We start from the raw sequence: 16,249 nt of genomic DNA, 5'->3' as shown, positions 1-16,249 counted from the left end.
GACACGGCGCCCGGTTCAGCCGCCGATCGCCGACATGGGCCGGTCCGGCTGGACGAACGACGGGTCGTCCAGGCCCGCTCCGGCCTTCTTGCCCCACATCGCCAGCTTCCAGACGCGGGCGATCTCCTCGTCCGGGGCGCCCGAGCGCAGGGCCGCGCGGAGATCGGTCTCCTCGGTGGCGAACAGGCAGGTGCGTATCTGGCCGTCGGCGGTGAGGCGGGTGCGGTCGCAGGCCGCGCAGAACGGGCGGGTGACCGAGGCGATCACGCCGACCCGGTGCGGGCCGCCGTCCACCAGCCAGCGCTCCGCGGGGGCCGAGCCGCGCGCGTCGGCGCCCTCGGGGGCGAGGTCGAAGCGGGTGCGCAGGGAGGCGAGGATGTCCCCGGCGGTGACCATGCCCTCGCGCTTCCAGCCGTGCTGGGCGTCCAGCGGCATCTGCTCGATGAACCGCAGTTCGTAGTCGTGCTCGATCGCCCAGGCGAGCAGGTCCGGGGCCTCGTCGTCGTTCAGGCCCGGCATCAGGACCGAGTTGACCTTGACGGGGGTCAGTCCGGCCTCGCGGGCGGCGGCCAGGCCGTCCAGGACGTCCTGGTGGCGGTCGCGGCGGGTGAGGGTCTTGAAGACGTCCGGGCGGAGGGTGTCCAGGGAGACGTTGACCCGGTCCAGGCCCGCCGCCTTCAGGGCGGTCGCGGTGCGGACCAGGCCGATGCCGTTGGTGGTCAGGGACATCCGGGGGCGCGGGGCGAGGGCCGCGACGCGCTCGACGATGCCGACCAGGCCGGGGCGCAGCAGGGGCTCGCCGCCGGTGAAGCGGACCTCCTCGATGCCGAGGGTGCGGACCGCGATGTCGATGAGGCGCACGATCTCGTCGTCCGTGAGCAGGTCGGGCTTGGCCAGCCAGCTCAGGCCCTCCTCGGGCATGCAGTAGGTGCAGCGCAGATTGCACCGGTCGGTCAGTGAGACCCTCAGGTCGGTGGCCACCCGGCCGTAGGTGTCGATGAGCACGTGGGCCCCTCCCTCTCCCGGTCACCCATTCTCGGTCGCGGATGCCCCGTCCGTCACCTGCGAGCGTACGTGACCCCGCCGACATCGACAGCGGCCCGAACCCACCAGGAACGGCGCGACCGCGTCGTAGGACCGTACAGTCCCGGCCGACGCGGTCGTCCCGCGTGGCGCCTCAGTGGGCTCCGGTGCCGGTCAGGGACCGCACCTCCAGTTCCGCGTACTTCCCGGCGTCCGGGGTCTCCTTGGACAGCAGGGTGCCCACCACGCCGAGCAGGAAGCCGACGGGAATGGAGATGAGGCCGGGGTTCTCCAGCGGGAACCAGTGGAAGTCGACATCGGGGAACATCGAGGTCGGCTTGCCCGAGACGACCGGGGAGAACAGCACCAGGCCGACCGCGGTGACCAGGCCGCCGTAGATCGACCACAGGGCGCCCGCGGTGGTGAACCGCTTCCAGAACAGGCTGTAGAGGATGGTCGGCAGGTTGGCGGAGGCGGCGACCGCGAAGGCGAGGGCGACCAGGCCGGCCACGTTCAGATCGCGGGCCAGGGCGCCGAGGACGATGGAGACCGCGCCGATGCCGACGGTCGCCCAGCGGGCCGCGCGCACCTCCTGCTGCTCGGTGGCCTGGCCCTTCTTGATGACGTTGGCGTAGATGTCGTGCGCGAAGGAGGACGAGGAGGCCAGGGTCAGGCCGGCGACGACCGCGAGGATCGTGGCGAAGGCGACCGCGGAGATGGTGGCGAGCAGGATGGCGCCCCAGTTGGAGTCGACACCGCCCAGGTGCAGTGCCAGCAGGGGGGCCGCCGTGTTGCCCGCCTTGTTGGAGGCGATGATCTCGCCCGGTTTGATCAGCGCGGCGGCGCCGAAGCCGAGGGCGAGGGTCATCAGGTAGAAGGCGCCGATCAGGCCGATGGCCCACAGGACGGACTTGCGGGCGGCCTTGGCGGTGGGGACGGTGTAGAAGCGGATCAGGATGTGCGGCAGGCCGGCCGTGCCCAGGACCAGGGCGATGCCGAGGGAGAGGAAGTCGAGCTTGGTGGTGCCGGTGACGCCGTACTTCAGGCCGGGCTCCAGGAAGGCGCTGCCCTTGCCGCTGTTGTCGGCTGCCCTGCCGAGCAGTTCGGAGATGTTGAAGTCGAACTTCAGCAGGACGAGGAAGGTCAGCAGCACGGCGCCGGCGATGAGCAGCACCGCCTTGACCATCTGGACCCAGGTGGTGCCCTTCATCCCGCCGATGGTGACGTACACGATCATCAGCAGACCGACCAGGGCGACGATGGCGATCTTGCCGCCGTCGCTGGTGATGCCGAGGAGCAGGGAGACCAGTACGCCGGCGCCCGCCATCTGGGCCAGCAGGTAGAAGATCGACACGACGATGGTGGAGGTGCCGGCCGCGGTGCGCACGGGGCGCTGGCGCATGCGGTAGGCCAGCACGTCTCCCATCGTGTAGCGGCCCGAGTTGCGCAGTGGTTCGGCGACCAGCAGGAGGGCGACGAGCCAGGCGACGAGGAAGCCGATGGAGTACAGGAAGCCGTCGTAGCCGAAGAGGGCGATGGCGCCGGCGATGCCGAGGAAGGACGCGGCGGACATGTAGTCGCCGGAGACGGCGAGGCCGTTCTGGAAGCCGGTGAACTGCCGTCCGCCGGCGTAGAAGTCGGCGGCGTCCTTGGTCTGCCGGCCCGCCCAGACGGTGATGACGAGGGTCGCGGCGACGAACACCGCGAACAGGGTGATGATCAGCGTCCGGTGCTCGCTCGCCTCGCCGGCGGCCAACAGCGTGTGGGGTACGGCGTTCATGCTCCGCCCTCCATCCGGGACTTGATGGCCTCGGCCCGGGGGTCGAGCCTGGCGGCGGCGCGGCGGGCGTACCACCAGGCGATCAGGAACGTGGTGAGGAACTGGGCGAGGCCCAGGACGAGGGCGACGTTGACGTTGCCGGCCACCTTGGTGCCCATGAAGTCGCCCGCGTAGTTGGACAGCAGGACGTACAGCAGGTACCAGGCGGCGAAGGCGATCGTCAGGGGGAAGGCGAAGGAGCGGTGGGCGCGGCGCAGTTCACCGAACTCCGCGCTCTGCTGCACCTCGGTGAACTCCTCGGTGGAGGGAAGGCGGGTCGGGGTCTGCGCGGGTGGCGGTGTTTCGGTAGCCACGGAGTCTCCTCGCGTCACGGACGTGCGCTTGCTCATCTCACAGGGACGGGAACACATTACAGTGAGTCATCATGGGACTCCATCGGGTGATTCCCGTAGGGGGCCTGATCCTTTCGGGCCTCCCGTCCACGGTCACGGCGCCGCCCGGGGAGCGGTTCAACTCCGCCTGGGCCTTTCGGGGATCGGTGTCGGGGGATAGCTTCGGCCCAGCACCACTTCGTCATGTACCTGCCCGGACAGCCACCTGTGTTCCGGGCGGTTCCGTATCCGGATGATGTGGAGATCCCATGGCTGATCTGCGCTCCAGACGCCGACTGGCGCTCGCCGTACCGGCCGTGCTGTCGCTGACCGCCACGCTCGGCTTCCTGCCGTCGGCGGCCTCCGCGACGGCCTCGACGGACTCGGCGGCCCCGGCGGCGCGGGCGGCGGACGGTCCCACCCTGTCGTACGTGGTGAACACCAGGACGGACCGTTCCACGATCGAGTCGGTGCGGCGGGCGATCGCCCGCAACGGCGGTACGGTCGTGACGAGTTACGACCGGATCGGAGTGATCGTCGTACACTCCGCGAACCCCGGATTCGCCCAGGCGGTCCGTGCGGTGCGCGGGGTCGTCTCGGCGGGCGCCACGCGCAACGCGCCGCTGCCCGCCCGGTCCACCACCGGCGTGGGCACGCCGAAGGCGCTGAGCGCGGCCGAGGCCGCCGGTGTCCGGGCCGCCGCCGGCCAGGATCCGCTGGAGCCGCTCCAGTGGGACCTGCCGGCCATCAAGGCGGACAAGGCGCACGAGAAGACCCTGGGCAGCCCGGACGTCACGGTCGCCGTCATCGACACGGGCGTCGACGACACCCACCCGGACATCGCGCCCAACTTCGACCGGAACGCCTCCGTCAACTGCGTGACGGGCAAGCCCGACACCGCGGACGGCGCCTGGCGGCCGGGTCCCTCGGAGAGCCCGCACGGCACGCATGTGGCCGGTGAGATCGCGGCGGCGAAGAACGGCGTGGGGATGACGGGCGTGGCGCCGGGGGTGAAGGTCGCCGGCATCAAGGTGTCCACCCCGGGCGGCTACTTCTACACCGAGGCCGTGGTCTGCGGCTTCGTGTGGGCGGCCGAACACCACGTCGACGTCACCAACAACAGCTATTACACCGATCCCTGGTACTTCAACTGCACCACCGACCCCGACCAGAAGGCCCTCGTGGACGCCATCACCCGGGCCACGCGTTACGCGGAGCGGAAGGGCGCGGTCAACGTCGCGGCGGCGGGCAACGAGAAGTACGACCTCGCGTCCGACGCGATCACCGACAAGAGCTCGCCGAACGACGGCACCCCGTCGGACCGGGTGATCGACCCGCACGAGTGCTTCGACATACCGACCCAGCTGCCGGGTGTCGTCACGGTCGCGGCGACCGGCGCCAAGGGGCTGAAGTCGTCCTTCTCCAACCACGGTCTCGGCGTCGTCGACATCGCCGCGCCCGGCGGCGACTACTACCAGCCCCCGCAGGCCCCGGCGACCAGCGGCCTCATCCTGGGCACGCTGCCGGGTGGCAGGTACGGCTACATGGCCGGGACGTCCATGGCGACCCCGCACGTCGCCGGTGTTGCCGCATTGATCAAGTCAACCCATCCGCACGCCCCGGCGGCGCTCGTCAAGGCGCTGCTGTACGCGGAGGCCACCGCCACGCCCTGCACGGACCCGTACGACATCGACGGCGACGGCAAGGTGGACGCGGTGTGCGAGGGGACGCGGAACCGCAACGGTTTCTACGGCTGGGGCGTGGCGGACGCACTGGCCGCGGTGACCCGGTAGAAGCCGCATGGACGGCCGAGCGGGCGCCCATGCAATAGATTGATCGAATCAATAATGCATAGTGCAGTCATGACTGCACTCATGTACGCGTGGTCCGCGCTGGGCGGTGATCCCGCCCGGCTCTCCCGGCTCACCACCGTCCCGCGGGAGGGCGTGCTCACGGCGCGCCTTCCCGTGCGGGAGCTGGCCCGGGCGTGCGTCGGCGCCTGCGGGCTGGCCGCGGCGGAGCTGGCGGCCCGCCGGGCCGGGCTTCCGGAAGTCCCGGCCGTCCGGGTCGACGACGGCGCGGTGGCGGCGGCCTTCCACAGCGAGCGGCTGCTGCGCGTGGACGGCCGGGCTCCGGTCTCCTTCGCCCCCCTGTCCCGGTTCTGGCGGACAGCCGACGGCTGGGTGCGCACCCACGCCAACTACCCGCACCACCGGGCCCGGCTGCTCGGCGCGCTGGGGCTGCCCGGGGACGCCTCGGCGCAGCGGGTCGCCGAACGGCTCGCCGGGCGGCCGGCCGGGGAGGTGGAGGAGACCGTCAGCGGCGCGGGCGGTCTCGCCGTGGCCCTGCGCACGCCGGAGCGGTGGCAGGCACACCGGCAGGCGGCCGAGGTGGCCGCACGCCCGCTGGCCGAGCGCGCACGGCTGGACGCGGCGCCCCCGCGCGGGTTCCCGCCGCTCGACCCCGGCGCCGCCGCCGTGCTGCCCGCCGCCGGGCTGCGCGTCCTGGATCTGACCCGGGTCCTGGCGGGCCCGGTCGCCACCCGCACCCTCGCCCTGCTCGGCGCGGACGTGCTGCGCCTGGACGCCCCCTGGCTGGCGGAACTGCCGGACCAGCACGCCGACACGGGCTTCGGCAAGCGGTCCGCCACGCTGGACCTGGACACCGGCCGGGACGTCCTGGAGGACCTGCTGAGCACGGCGGACGTCGTGGTGACCGGCTACCGGCCGGGCACTTTGGACCGGTTCGGGCTCTCCCCCGAGGAGTTGGGCGCGCGCCACCCCGGTCTGGTCGTGGCGCAGGTGTCGGCGTGGGGCGCGTACGGGCCGTGGCGCGGGCGGCGCGGCTTCGACAGCCTGGTGCAGGCCGCCACCGGCATCGCGGTCACCGAGGGCACGGCCGGGGAGCCGGGCGCGCTGCCCGCGCAGGCCCTGGACCACGGCACCGGCTATCTGCTGGCGGCGGCCGTGCTGCGCGCGCTGACCGAGCAGTCGTACGACGGCGGGAGCCGGCTGGTACGGCTCGCGCTGGCCCGGACCGCGCACTGGCTGACCTCCGGCATCCGTCCGGAACCGGCCGGGGAGGAGCCGTACCCGGGACCGGACGCCTGGCTGGCGGAGACCGGCGGCGCGCTGGGCCGGCTGCGGTACGCCCGCCCCGCCGTGTCCTTCACGGGCGGCCCCGCCGACTGGGCCCGGCCCCCGGTGCCGTGGGGCTCGTCCCCCGCCCGCTGGGCCGCCGCCCCGGCCGCCCGCGGGTGACGGACGCGGTCACCGGCCGTTGGTGACCAGCACCTTCAGGGCCGTGCGCTCGTCCATCGCCCGGTAGCCGCCCGGCACGCCCTCGATGTCCACGGTCATGTCGAACACCGGGGACGGGTCGATCGTGCCGTCGAGGACGTCGGGCAGCAGGTCGGGGATGTAGGCGCGGACCGGGGCGACGCCGCCGCGCAGGGCGATGTTCCGGTCGAACATCACGCCGAGGTCCAGGCCGGTGCCGCTGCCGTGGGGAACGCCCACGAAGCCGATGGCGCCGCCGTCGCGGGTGACGCCGACGGCCGTCCGCATGGACTGCTCGGTGCCGACCGCCTCGACGACGGCGTGCGCGCCCTGGCCCCGGGTCAGCTCGCGGACGGCCTCGACGGCCGCTTCCCCGCGCTCGGCGACGACGTCGGTGGCGCCGAACCGGCGGGCTATGTCGGTGCGCACCCGGTGCCGGCCCAGGGCGATGATCCGCTCGGCGCCGAGCCGCTTGGCGGCCAGGACGGCGCACAGCCCGACCGCGCCGTCCCCGACGACGGCGACCGTGGCGCCGGGCCGGACGCCCGCGCCGAGGGCGGCGTGGTGGCCGGTGCCGAGCACGTCGGACAGGGTCAGCAGGGCGGACAGCAGGTGGTCGTCCGAGGCCGCCTCCTTGGGCAGCCGGACGAGGGTGCCGTCGGCGAACGGCACCCGGACGGCCTCGCCCTGGCCGCCGTCGTAGCCGACGGAGCCCCAGAAACCGCCGTGCTCGCAGGAGGTGGTCAGGCCCTCGCGGCAGTAGTCGCAGACCCCGTCGGACCACATGAAGGGCGCGACCACCAGGTCACCGCGGCGGACCGTGGCCACCTCGGAACCGGTCTCCTCCACGACGCCGAGGAACTCGTGCCCGATCCGCTGGCCCGGCTGCCGTGCCGCCTCGCCCCGGTAGGCCCACAGGTCGCTGCCGCAGATGCAGGCGCGCAGCACCCGTACGACGGCGTCGGTGGGCAGTTGCGCGACGGGGTCGGGAACGTCCTCCACGCGCATGTCGTACGGGGCGTGGATGGTGGTGGCGCGCATGGCGGGGTCCTTCTGGTGCGAAGTGGCGGACGGGGCGGTGCGCTCACGGGTGACGGGCGCACTTCACGGTACGTCGTGCCCGCGGCGGCCCGCGCGGCCAGGGGCCCCCGTCGCGCTCACACCCCGGCCGCGCCGAGCAGGCTGCCCGCCGCGTAGGTCACCGCCATCGCCAGTGCCCCGCCGGCCACGTTGCGCAGGACCGCGCGCCGGGGGCCGGCCGCGCCGAGGCGGGCGCTGCTCCAGCCGGTGAGGACCAGGGCGGCGAGGACGCAGCACACGGTGACGGGGAGCCGGGCGCCGGCCGGGGGCAGCACGATGGCCAGCAGCGGGAGCAGCGCGCCGACGGTGAAGGCCAGGAAGCTTGCCCAGGCCGCGTGCCAGGGGTTGGTCAGCTCGTCGGGATCGATCCCGAGCTCCACGCGCGCGTGGGCCCTCAGCGCGTCCCGCGCGGTGAGCTGCTCGGCGGCCTCGCGGGCCACCTTGCGGGACAGGCCGCGCCGGGCCAGCAGCTCGGTGAGCTCCCGCAGTTCCGCCTCCGGCCGGTCGCGCAGCTCCCGTCGCTCCACGGCCAGCGCGGCCATCTCGGAGTCGCGCTGGGTGGAGACGGAGACGTATTCGCCGGCCGCCATGGACATCGAGCCGGCGAGCAGGCCGGCCAGTCCGGCGGTGAGCAGGGCGGAGCGGCTCCCGGTGGCGCCGGCCACGCCGACGACCAGGCCGGCGGTGGAGACGATGCCGTCGTTCGCGCCCAGCACGGCGGCGCGCAGCCAGTTCAGCCGGGAGCCGAGGGCGCCGCCGTGGGCCTCGTCGTGGGTGGGTTCCGTCACAGCAGGGAGGATCCCACCGCCGGAACCCCGCCCACCGCACCGACGCTCCCCCCACCACGCCGACGCTCCTCCACCACGCCGACGCTCCCCCACCACACCGACGGGCCCCACCACACCACCGGGCCCATTACGCCGCCGGGCCCCACCGCCACGGCCCGGGCACCACACCGCCACCGCCCCGCCGCCGTGCCCACCCGCTCCCGCCGCCGTGCCTACGCGCCCCCACCGCCGTAGCGGCTCCCGGTGGCGGCGGGCGGCGCGTCGAGGGCCTGGAGCGGGTCGTCGTCGTAGCGCTGGTGCAGGAAGGGCAGCAGGGCGCGCGGGTCGACGCGTTCGACCACCCGGCCGCGCCGGTCACGCGTCTTCTCCCCGATGGTGATCTCCAGCAGGCGCCGGACCGGGAAGTCGGCGACGGGGTCGTACACCGACTCGCGCAGGACGACGTCCCCGGTGACCCGTTCCAGCCGGCGCGCCCTCTCGTGGTGTTCGCAGTGCACGAGCAGGGGGTCCCCGTCGAAGCCCCGGCCGTTCACCGCGGGCAGGAACTTGAAGGAGAAGGCGGTGCGGCGGACGGGGCCGGGCAGCGGCAGCGGGCCGCTCACCGCGCCGCGCACCTCCACGAAGGCGATGCCGTGCCGGGCCATCGACGCCCGGACGACGAGCCCGTCCCGCTCGACGGTGACCTCGCCGAGCTTCTCGGGCTCCCCGAACACCTCGCGTCCGCCGGTCAGGGCCCGCTCCCGGGTCGTCGGCATCACCAGCGGGTACCAGCCGTCGACCGGGCCGTGGGCGGCCGCGACCGCGAACGAGCCCGCGCCGAGCGGCTGTCCGCGCAGGTCGGCCCTGCTGATGGTGGCCCGCACCAGCGGCCGTGCGGTGGGTTTCAGCGGGCGCGGCAGGACCGCCGCGACCGCGTCCGGGTCGGTCTCCCAGACGGCCACCACCTCGGTGGACCACAGGTCGGAGAGCCGTGCGCTCGCGGCGCGCGTGGCGGCGGTCTCCCGCTCGGTCCGCGCGCCGTACCGTACGCGTGCCATACCGTACCGCCCTTCGTCGGGACACCTGACGGGCCGTCACCTGCAATACTGTCGCAGCAGTCCGGGGGCGGGGTAAACAGGCGTGCGCGCAGGGCGAGTTGGCCGTCGCCGCGGGCGGGCGGGGACCGGGGGCCCACCGGCCCGGGAGGCGGCGCCCGGCTTCCGTACGCCACGCCGGGGGCGGGCACGCGCGCGTGTACGGCGACCGAGCGGGCGCGCGAGCCGGGGACGCGGGTGCCGGACCTGGGGGACCGTGTTGTCAGTGGCGGCCCGTATCCTCAGTGACCATGCTCGAAGACCGTGCGACCGCAGCGCCCTCCGCCACCCCGTGGCCGGCCGCGTATCCGAAGGGATACGCGGTCGTTGACGTGGAGACCACCGGACTGGCCCGGGACGACCGGATCATCTCGGCGGCCGTGTACCGGCTGGACGCGCGCGGCGAGGTCGAGGACCACTGGTACACGCTGGTCAACCCGGAGCGCGATCCGGGGCCCGTGTGGATACACGGTCTGACGAGCGAGACGCTCGACGGCGCGCCGCTGTTCGAGCAGGTCGCCGAGGAGTTCGCGGCCCGGCTCGACGGCCGGGTGCTGGTGGCGCACAACGCCGTCTTCGACTGGCAGATGATCGCGCGGGAGTACGCGCGCGTGCGGCGCGAGGCGCCGGTGCGGCAGCGGCTGTGCACCATCGCGCTGTCGAAGGAGCTGGGGCTGCCGCTGCCCAACTTCAAGCTGGAGTCGCTGGCGGCGCACTTCGGGGTGGTGCAGCAGCGGGCGCACCACGCGCTGGACGACGCGCGCGTGCTGGCGGAGGCGTTCCGGCCCAGTCTGCGGGCCGCGGCGGCGGGCGGCGTACGGCTGCCGCTGCTGGAGTGCCGGCCGCTGACGGAGTGGTCGGACCGGCCGGTGCCCCGGCAGGCGACGGGTGGCTACGGCGGCTACCGGGCGGGCAGTTGGCGCCCCTCCCGCAAAAGGCCCGCATGCCCCTATCCCAACCCGGGCCGCTACGAAGACGGCAAAAGGCTCAAACAGGGCATGCGGGTCGCCTTCTCGGGTGACACGTCGACGGAGCGCGAGCTGCTGGAGGACCGCGCCACCGAGGCCGGGCTGCACGTGGCCGGCAGCATCTCCCGGCTGACCAGCCTGCTGGTGACCAACGACCCCGACTCGGGCACGTCCAAGACGGTCAAGGCCCGGCAGTTCGGCACGCCGATCGTGGACGAGGCCGCGTTCGGCCAGCTGCTGCGGGACGTGGAGCCCGCCGACGAGTAGCCACGCCGGCACCCCGTGCGGTTCATCGTACGAACGGGTGATTGCCCCACGACTCACGCGGCGGCGGCTCGCCGGGGAATCGGCGACGGCTCACCCTGTGGCGCATGGCGACATGCGAAGTTTGCGGCAATGACTACGGAATGACCTTCGAGGTGCACGCGCAGGGCGCCGTGCATGTCTTCGACTGCTTCTCCTGTGCGATCCACCGCATGGCCCCGATCTGCGAGCACTGCCGGGTGCAGATCATCGGCCAGGGCGTGGAGGTGGAGGGCCACTGGTTCTGCGGCGCGCACTGCGCCCGGGCCGAGGGGAGGATCGGCATCGTCGACCGGGTCTGACCCGGTACCCGCCTGAACGCACCCCACGCCGCGGAGGTACCGTCGTGGGGTGCACCGCTACCGCTTCCTGCTGTCCCGCCAGTGGGTGATCCTCACGCTCGTCGCGATCGCGCTGATCCCGGCGATGATCCGGCTGGGCTTCTGGCAGCAGCACCGCTACGAGGAGCGCACCGCCCGCAACGACCTGGTCTCCGCCGCGCTGCACGCCGACCCGGTCCCGGTCGAACGGCTGACCTCCCCCGGGCACACGGTGACCCGTACCGAGAAGTACCGCACGGTCACCGCGACCGGCACCTTCGACACCTCGAAGGAGGTCGTGGTCCGCCGCCGTACCAACTCGGACGGCGAGGTCGGCTTCCACGTCCTCACCCCCCTGGTCCTCGACGACGGCAAGGTACTGCTCGTCAACCGGGGCTGGATCCCCGCCGACGGCGCGCAGACCGACTTCCCGAAGGTGCCCGCGCCGCCGGCCGGGCGGACCACCGTCACCGGTCGGCTGATGTCCGACGAGACGACCTCCGCGAGCGGCATCAAGAACGTCAAGGGCCTGCCCGACCGCCAGATCATGCTGATCAACAGCGCGGAGGAGGCGCGGCGGCTGGGCGCCCCGGTGCTCGGCGGCTACATCCAGCAGACCGCGCCCGGGGCGAAGGACGGCTCCCCGGAGCAGATCTCCGATCCGGGCAGCGAGGACGCCCCGCTGAACTACGCGTACATGATCCAGTGGTGGCTGTTCGCGGCGGCCGTCCCGGTCGGCTGGTGGTTCCTGGTCCGGCGCGAGCTGCGGGACCGGGCGGAGGCCGCGGCGCAGCCGCGGACCGAGGAGAGCGAACCGGCCCCGGTCTGAGCCCCGGCCGGACCTCGCCCGAGCCCCCGCCGGCGCCGACGAGTCGCCTTCGGCCCCCGGCCCCGCGCCCGTGACCGCTCACTCCCCCGGCGGACCACCTGGTTGGCCCCCTGGCCCGCCGGGAAACCGCATCCCGTGAACGCGCGCATCGAGGACTACGCCCTCATCGGGGACGAGCAGACCGCGGCCCTGGTCGGCAAGGACGGCTCGATCGACTGGCTGTGCCTGCCTCGCTTCGACTCCGGCGCCTGCTTCGCCCGGCTGCTCGGCGACGAGGATCACGGCCACTGGCGGATCGCCCCCGACGGAGCGGACGTGTGCACCCGCCGCGCCTACCGGCCCGACACCCTCGTCCTGGACACCGAGTGGGAGACGGCGGACGGAACGGTACGCGTCACCGACCTGATGCCGCAGCGCGAGCGCGCCCCCGACGTCGTACGGATCGTGGAGGGCCTCAGCGGCCGGGTCACCGTCCACAGCACGCTGCGCCTGCGCTTCGACTACGGCTCGATCATGCCGTGGGTGCGCCGCGCGGACGGCCACCGGGTGGCCGTCGCCGGGCCGGACTCCGCCTGGCTGCGCACCGAGCCGGCCGTGCCCACCTGGGGCGAGGAGTACGGCACCCACTCGGAGTTCACCGTCGCCGCGGGCGAGCGGGTAGCCTTCGTGCTGACCTGGCATCCCTCGCACGAGAAACGCCCGCCGCTGATCGACCCGTACGAGGCCCTGGAGAGCAGCGTCGCCGACTGGCGGTGCTGGGCCGGGCGGTGCCGCTACGACGGGCCGTACCGCGACGCGGTGGTGCGCTCCCTCATCACCCTCAAGGCCCTCACCTACGCCCCGACCGGCGGGATCGTCGCCGCGGCCACCACCTCGCTGCCCGAGAAACCGGGCGGCGTGCGCAACTGGGACTACCGCTACTGCTGGCTGCGCGACTCCACCCTCACCCTCGGCGCCCTGCTCACCGCGGGCTACCAGGAGGAGGCCGAGGCCTGGCGGGACTGGCTGCTGCGCGCGGTGGCCGGCAACCCGGCCGACCTGCAGATCATGTACGGCGTGGCGGGCGAGCGGCGGCTGCGGGAGACGGAACTGCCGTGGCTGCCCGGCTTCGCCGGCTCCGCCCCCGTGCGCATCGGCAACGGCGCCGTCGACCAGCTCCAGCTGGACGTGTACGGGGAGGTGATGGACTCGCTGTCGCTGGCCCGCATCTCGGGCCTGCCCACCAAGCCGCACATGTGGGCCATGCAGCGTTCGCTGATGAGGTTCCTGGAGTCGGCGTGGCGGCGGCCGGACGAGGGCCTGTGGGAGGTGCGCGGCGGCCGCCGGCAGTTCGTGCACTCCAAGGTGATGGTGTGGGTGGCCGCCGACCGGGCCGTCAAGACGCTGGAGCGGCACCACGAGCTGAGCGGCGACCTGGCGGACTGGCGCCGGCTGCGCGAGGAGGTCCACCGGGAGGTGTGCGAGAAGGGCTTCGACCGGGAGCGCAACACCTTCACCCAGTACTACGGCTCCCGGGAACTGGACGCCGCGCTGCTGCTCATCCCGCGCGTGGGCTTCCTGCCGCCGGACGACCCCCGGGTGGTCGGCACGGTCGACGCCATCCGCGACGACCTCGGGCACCGCGGTTTCCTGCGCCGCTACGACGCCGAGGACTCGGTGATCGACGGGCTGCCGGGCGGCGAGGGCGCCTTCCTCGCCTGCTCCTTCTGGCTGGCCGACGCACTGCACATGACCGGCCGCACCCGGGAGGCGCGCGAACTGTTCGACCGGCTGGTGGGCCTGTGCAACGACGTGGGTCTGCTGGCCGAGGAGTACGACCCCCTCGGCGGCTGCCAGCTGGGCAATTTCCCGCAGGCGTTCAGCCATGTCGGCCTGGTGAACACCGCGCTCACGCTCTTCGGGGAGGAGGGGGCAGGATAGGGCCATGGATCTTGGACTGAAGGACCGGGTGTACGTCGTCACCGGAGCCACCCGGGGACTGGGCAACGCCACCGCGCGGGAACTCGTCGCGGACGGGGCGAAGGTGGTCGTCAGCGGCCGGGACGGGCAGCGGGTCGCCGAGGCCGCCGCCGCCCTGGGCCCGAACGCGGTGGGCGTGGCCGTGGACAACGCCGACCCGAGCGCTCCCGAGCGGCTGATCGCGGCGGCCCGGGAGAACTTCGGGGGCTTCCACGGGGTGCTGGTGAGCGTGGGCGGGCCGGTGCCCGGGTTCGTCGCCGACAACACCGACGAGCAGTGGCGGGACGCGTTCGAGACGGTCTTCCTCGGCGCGGTACGGCTGGCCCGCGCGGCGGCGGCCGAGCTGGCGGAGGGCGGGGTGATCGGGTTCGTGCTGTCCGGGTCGGTGTACGAGCCGATGCCGGGGCTGACCGTGTCCAACGGGCTGCGGCCGGGGCTCGCCGGGTTCGCCAAGTCGATCGCCGACGAGCTGGGGCCGCGCGGCATCCGGGTGGTCGGGCTGCTGCCGAGCCGGATCGACACCGATCGCGTGCGCGAGCTGGACGCGCTGTCCGCCGACCCCGAGGCCACCCGGGCCGCGAACGTGTCACGGATCCCGCTGGGCCGCTACGGCCGGCCCGAGGAGTTCGGCCGGACCGCCGCGTTCCTGCTGTCCCCGGCCGCGTCGTATCTGACCGGCATCATGATCCCCGTCGACGGCGGCATGCGACGCGGCTACTGACAGCGACCGCCGCGGACCCGTCGGGCCAGGGACATGGCCCGACGGGTTCGCGCGGGGGCACGGGCCGGCGCGTCCGCACTTGGGCATGGCATGGGCCGGCGGGTCCGTGCGCGGTCGCGGGCCGGCGTGTGCGTGCGCGGTCGCGGCGAACGCCGTGCCGTGGCGGGGCCGGTACGCGCCGGCGTGCCGCGGCCTTCCGCCGGGAGACGGCGAGCGCCGAGGGCCCTCCGGGCCGTGGGCACGGGCCGACCGGACCGCGCGTGGACAGGGGGCGGCGGGTCCGCGCACCGTCGCGGGCAGCGTGTGGTCGCGCGCGGGGAGCGCCGTGCCGGGGGCGGGTTCGGTCCGGGGTTCGCGTGGGGTTATTCGCCTAGGCCGGCCAGGTCGCGCAGGCGGCGGGTCTGGGCGGCTCGCTCGGCCGCACGCTGCTCCTCGTAGGTGCGGTCGAGGGCGCCACGCAGCAGCGCCTTGGTCTCCACCACGGCATCGCGCGGCGCGGCCAGCAGCGCCGCCGCCAGGTCCCGTACCGTCGCGTCCAGGTCGGCCGCGGGCACGGCGAGGTTGGCCAGCCCACTGGCCACCGCCTCCTCGGCCCCGACGAACCGCCCGGTCACGCAGATCTCCAGTGCGCGGGCGTAGCCGACGAGGCCGACCAGCGGGTGGGTGCCGGTCAGGTCGGGAACGAGGCCGAGGCTGGTCTCGCGCATGGCGAACTGGACGTCGTCCGCGACCACCCGCAGGTCGCAGCCGAGCGCGAGCTGGAAGCCGGCCCCGATGGCATGGCCCTGGACGGCGGCGATGGACACGAGGTCGGTCCGCCGCCACCAGGTGAACGCCTCCTGGTATTCGGCGATGGTCGCGTCGATCCCGGTGTCGTCACGGCGTGCGAGGTCGACGAAGGTCGGCTCGCCCGGAATTCCCTCCGGGGTGAACATGCGACGGTCCAGCCCGGCGGAGAAGGACTGGCCCTCGCCGCGCAGCACGACCACCCGGACGGAGCCCGGCAGCAGCCGCCCGGCCTCGGCGAGCGCCCGCCACAGGGCGGGGGTCTGCGCGTTGCGCTTGGCCGGGTTGGTCAGCGTCACCGTGGCGAGCGTGTCCTCGACGGTGAGCCGTACGCCGTCCTTGTCGAGTGCGGGAGCGGGGTCCTTCTCGGGCGAAGCCATGGGGTGCCTCCGATGGGTGCGGTCAGCAGAGCTGAGCTAAGTGACTGCACAGTAACCACCCGGCCGGTCGGTCCGCCGACCGGGTGGCCACCATCGAAGCCGATGGGCCGCCCGGAGTCAGGACGAAGCGGCCTTCTTACCCCGGGTCGCACCGCCACGCCCACGGAGCGTGACGCCCGACTCGCTGAGCATCCGGTGTACGAAGCCATACGAGCGGCCGGTCTCCTCGGCCAGCGCCCGGATGCTCGCACCGGAGTCGTACTTCTTCTTCAGGTCTGCCGCGAGCTTGTCGCGCGCGGCGCCGGTCACCCGGCTGCCCTTCTTCAGAGTCTCGGCCACCCGTGCCTCCTCATGGGAAGTGCGCTCTGGTCTCCTCATGATCACCCCTCCTGGGCGTGATGGCCACCCATTCGGCAAGGTCGGTGAGACATCGTTGTGACGACAGGAGGGGTTCCCCACAAACGGAATACGTGATTCCAGCGGATGGGGTCCAGGGGTCCGTAGGAAGGGATTCGCGAAGTACCAGGTCAGGAACGCGGAGCGGCCGACCCCTCGGCTACCGGGGGGTCGGCCGCGAAATCCGTGTATGA

The 16,249-nt window shown here is 73.5% G+C and carries 15 protein-coding genes; 7 read left to right on the top strand and 8 right to left on the bottom strand.

Features of this window, described 5'->3' with window-relative positions:
* Positions 1-15: 15 nt before the first annotated feature.
* The 3 genes from moaA to ABD350_RS35015 form a co-directional block, all read right to left on the bottom strand.
* Entirely contained in the window at positions 16-1,005 is a 990-nt protein-coding gene (gene moaA, locus ABD350_RS35025; protein ID WP_344353133.1) for a GTP 3',8-cyclase MoaA, read from the bottom strand.
* Positions 1,006-1,177: 172 nt separating this feature from the next.
* Positions 1,178-2,803, bottom strand: coding sequence for a solute symporter family protein (locus ABD350_RS35020; protein ID WP_344353132.1), 1,626 nt, complete (start codon positions 2,801-2,803; stop codon positions 1,178-1,180).
* The gene (locus ABD350_RS35015; protein ID WP_344353131.1) at positions 2,800-3,156 is read right to left on the bottom strand and encodes a DUF485 domain-containing protein; all 357 of its coding nucleotides are present in this window, start codon (positions 3,154-3,156) and stop codon (positions 2,800-2,802) included. Before ABD350_RS35015 ends, ABD350_RS35020 begins: the two co-directional genes overlap by 4 nt.
* A 287-nt stretch (positions 3,157-3,443) precedes the next feature.
* On the opposite strand from ABD350_RS35015, the gene ABD350_RS35010 reads away from it, so the two are divergent.
* Together ABD350_RS35010 and ABD350_RS35005 are read left to right on the top strand one after the other, a co-directional pair.
* The gene (locus ABD350_RS35010; RefSeq protein ID WP_344353130.1) at positions 3,444-4,967 is read left to right on the top strand and encodes a S8 family peptidase; all 1,524 of its coding nucleotides are present in this window, start codon (positions 3,444-3,446) and stop codon (positions 4,965-4,967) included.
* Between the two features lie 69 nt (positions 4,968-5,036).
* Positions 5,037-6,434, top strand: a complete 1,398-nt coding sequence (locus tag ABD350_RS35005; RefSeq protein ID WP_344353129.1) for a CoA transferase — start codon at positions 5,037-5,039, stop codon at positions 6,432-6,434.
* A 9-nt stretch (positions 6,435-6,443) separates the two neighbouring features.
* On the opposite strand, the gene ABD350_RS35000 is transcribed toward ABD350_RS35005, so the two are convergent.
* The 3 genes from ABD350_RS35000 to ABD350_RS34990 form a co-directional block, all read right to left on the bottom strand.
* Positions 6,444-7,493 (bottom strand): zinc-dependent alcohol dehydrogenase family protein, encoded by a 1,050-nt coding sequence (locus ABD350_RS35000; protein WP_344353128.1) that lies wholly within the window; start codon positions 7,491-7,493, stop codon positions 6,444-6,446.
* Positions 7,494-7,609: 116 nt separating this feature from the next.
* Positions 7,610-8,320, bottom strand: a complete 711-nt coding sequence (locus tag ABD350_RS34995) for a VIT1/CCC1 transporter family protein (RefSeq protein ID WP_344353127.1) — start codon at positions 8,318-8,320, stop codon at positions 7,610-7,612.
* Positions 8,321-8,532: 212 nt separating this feature from the next.
* Complete coding sequence (locus tag ABD350_RS34990; protein ID WP_344353126.1) at positions 8,533-9,357, bottom strand: acetoacetate decarboxylase family protein; 825 nt, start codon at positions 9,355-9,357, stop codon at positions 8,533-8,535.
* 287 nt (positions 9,358-9,644) lie between these two features.
* On the opposite strand from ABD350_RS34990, the gene ABD350_RS34985 reads away from it, so the two are divergent.
* From ABD350_RS34985 to ABD350_RS34965, 5 genes are all read left to right on the top strand, one after another.
* Positions 9,645-10,628, top strand: a complete 984-nt coding sequence (locus ABD350_RS34985) for a DEDDh family exonuclease (protein WP_344353125.1) — start codon at positions 9,645-9,647, stop codon at positions 10,626-10,628.
* A gap of 104 nt (positions 10,629-10,732) precedes the next feature.
* On the top strand, positions 10,733-10,966 hold the full coding sequence (locus tag ABD350_RS34980; RefSeq protein WP_344353124.1) for a hypothetical protein: 234 nt from the start codon (positions 10,733-10,735) through the stop codon (positions 10,964-10,966).
* 49 nt (positions 10,967-11,015) lie between these two features.
* Positions 11,016-11,813, top strand: a complete 798-nt coding sequence (locus ABD350_RS34975; protein ID WP_344353123.1) for an SURF1 family cytochrome oxidase biogenesis protein — start codon at positions 11,016-11,018, stop codon at positions 11,811-11,813.
* A 135-nt stretch (positions 11,814-11,948) separates the two neighbouring features.
* Positions 11,949-13,733, top strand: a complete 1,785-nt coding sequence (locus ABD350_RS34970; RefSeq protein ID WP_344353122.1) for a glycoside hydrolase family 15 protein — start codon at positions 11,949-11,951, stop codon at positions 13,731-13,733.
* Between the two features lie 4 nt (positions 13,734-13,737).
* A complete protein-coding gene (locus tag ABD350_RS34965) occupies positions 13,738-14,493 on the top strand; it encodes an SDR family oxidoreductase (protein ID WP_344353121.1) in 756 nt (251 codons plus the stop codon).
* 362 nt (positions 14,494-14,855) lie between these two features.
* Here the strand turns inward: ABD350_RS34965 and ABD350_RS34960 are convergent, their stop codons facing one another.
* On the bottom strand, positions 14,856-15,659 hold the full coding sequence (locus ABD350_RS34960; protein ID WP_344353120.1) for an enoyl-CoA hydratase/isomerase family protein: 804 nt from the start codon (positions 15,657-15,659) through the stop codon (positions 14,856-14,858).
* Between the two features lie 117 nt (positions 15,660-15,776).
* Positions 15,777-15,998: a helix-turn-helix domain-containing protein gene (locus tag ABD350_RS34955; RefSeq protein WP_004002281.1), complete on the bottom strand. Its 222-nt coding sequence runs from the start codon at positions 15,996-15,998 to the stop codon at positions 15,777-15,779.
* Positions 15,999-16,249 lie beyond the last annotated feature (251 nt).

The sequence above is a fragment of the Streptomyces nogalater genome, assembly GCF_039532885.1.
Lineage (GTDB): Bacteria > Actinomycetota > Actinomycetes > Streptomycetales > Streptomycetaceae > Streptomyces > Streptomyces nogalater.
The sequence above is the reverse complement of the archived record's forward strand: the minus strand, read 5'-3'. Positions and strand labels throughout refer to the sequence as shown.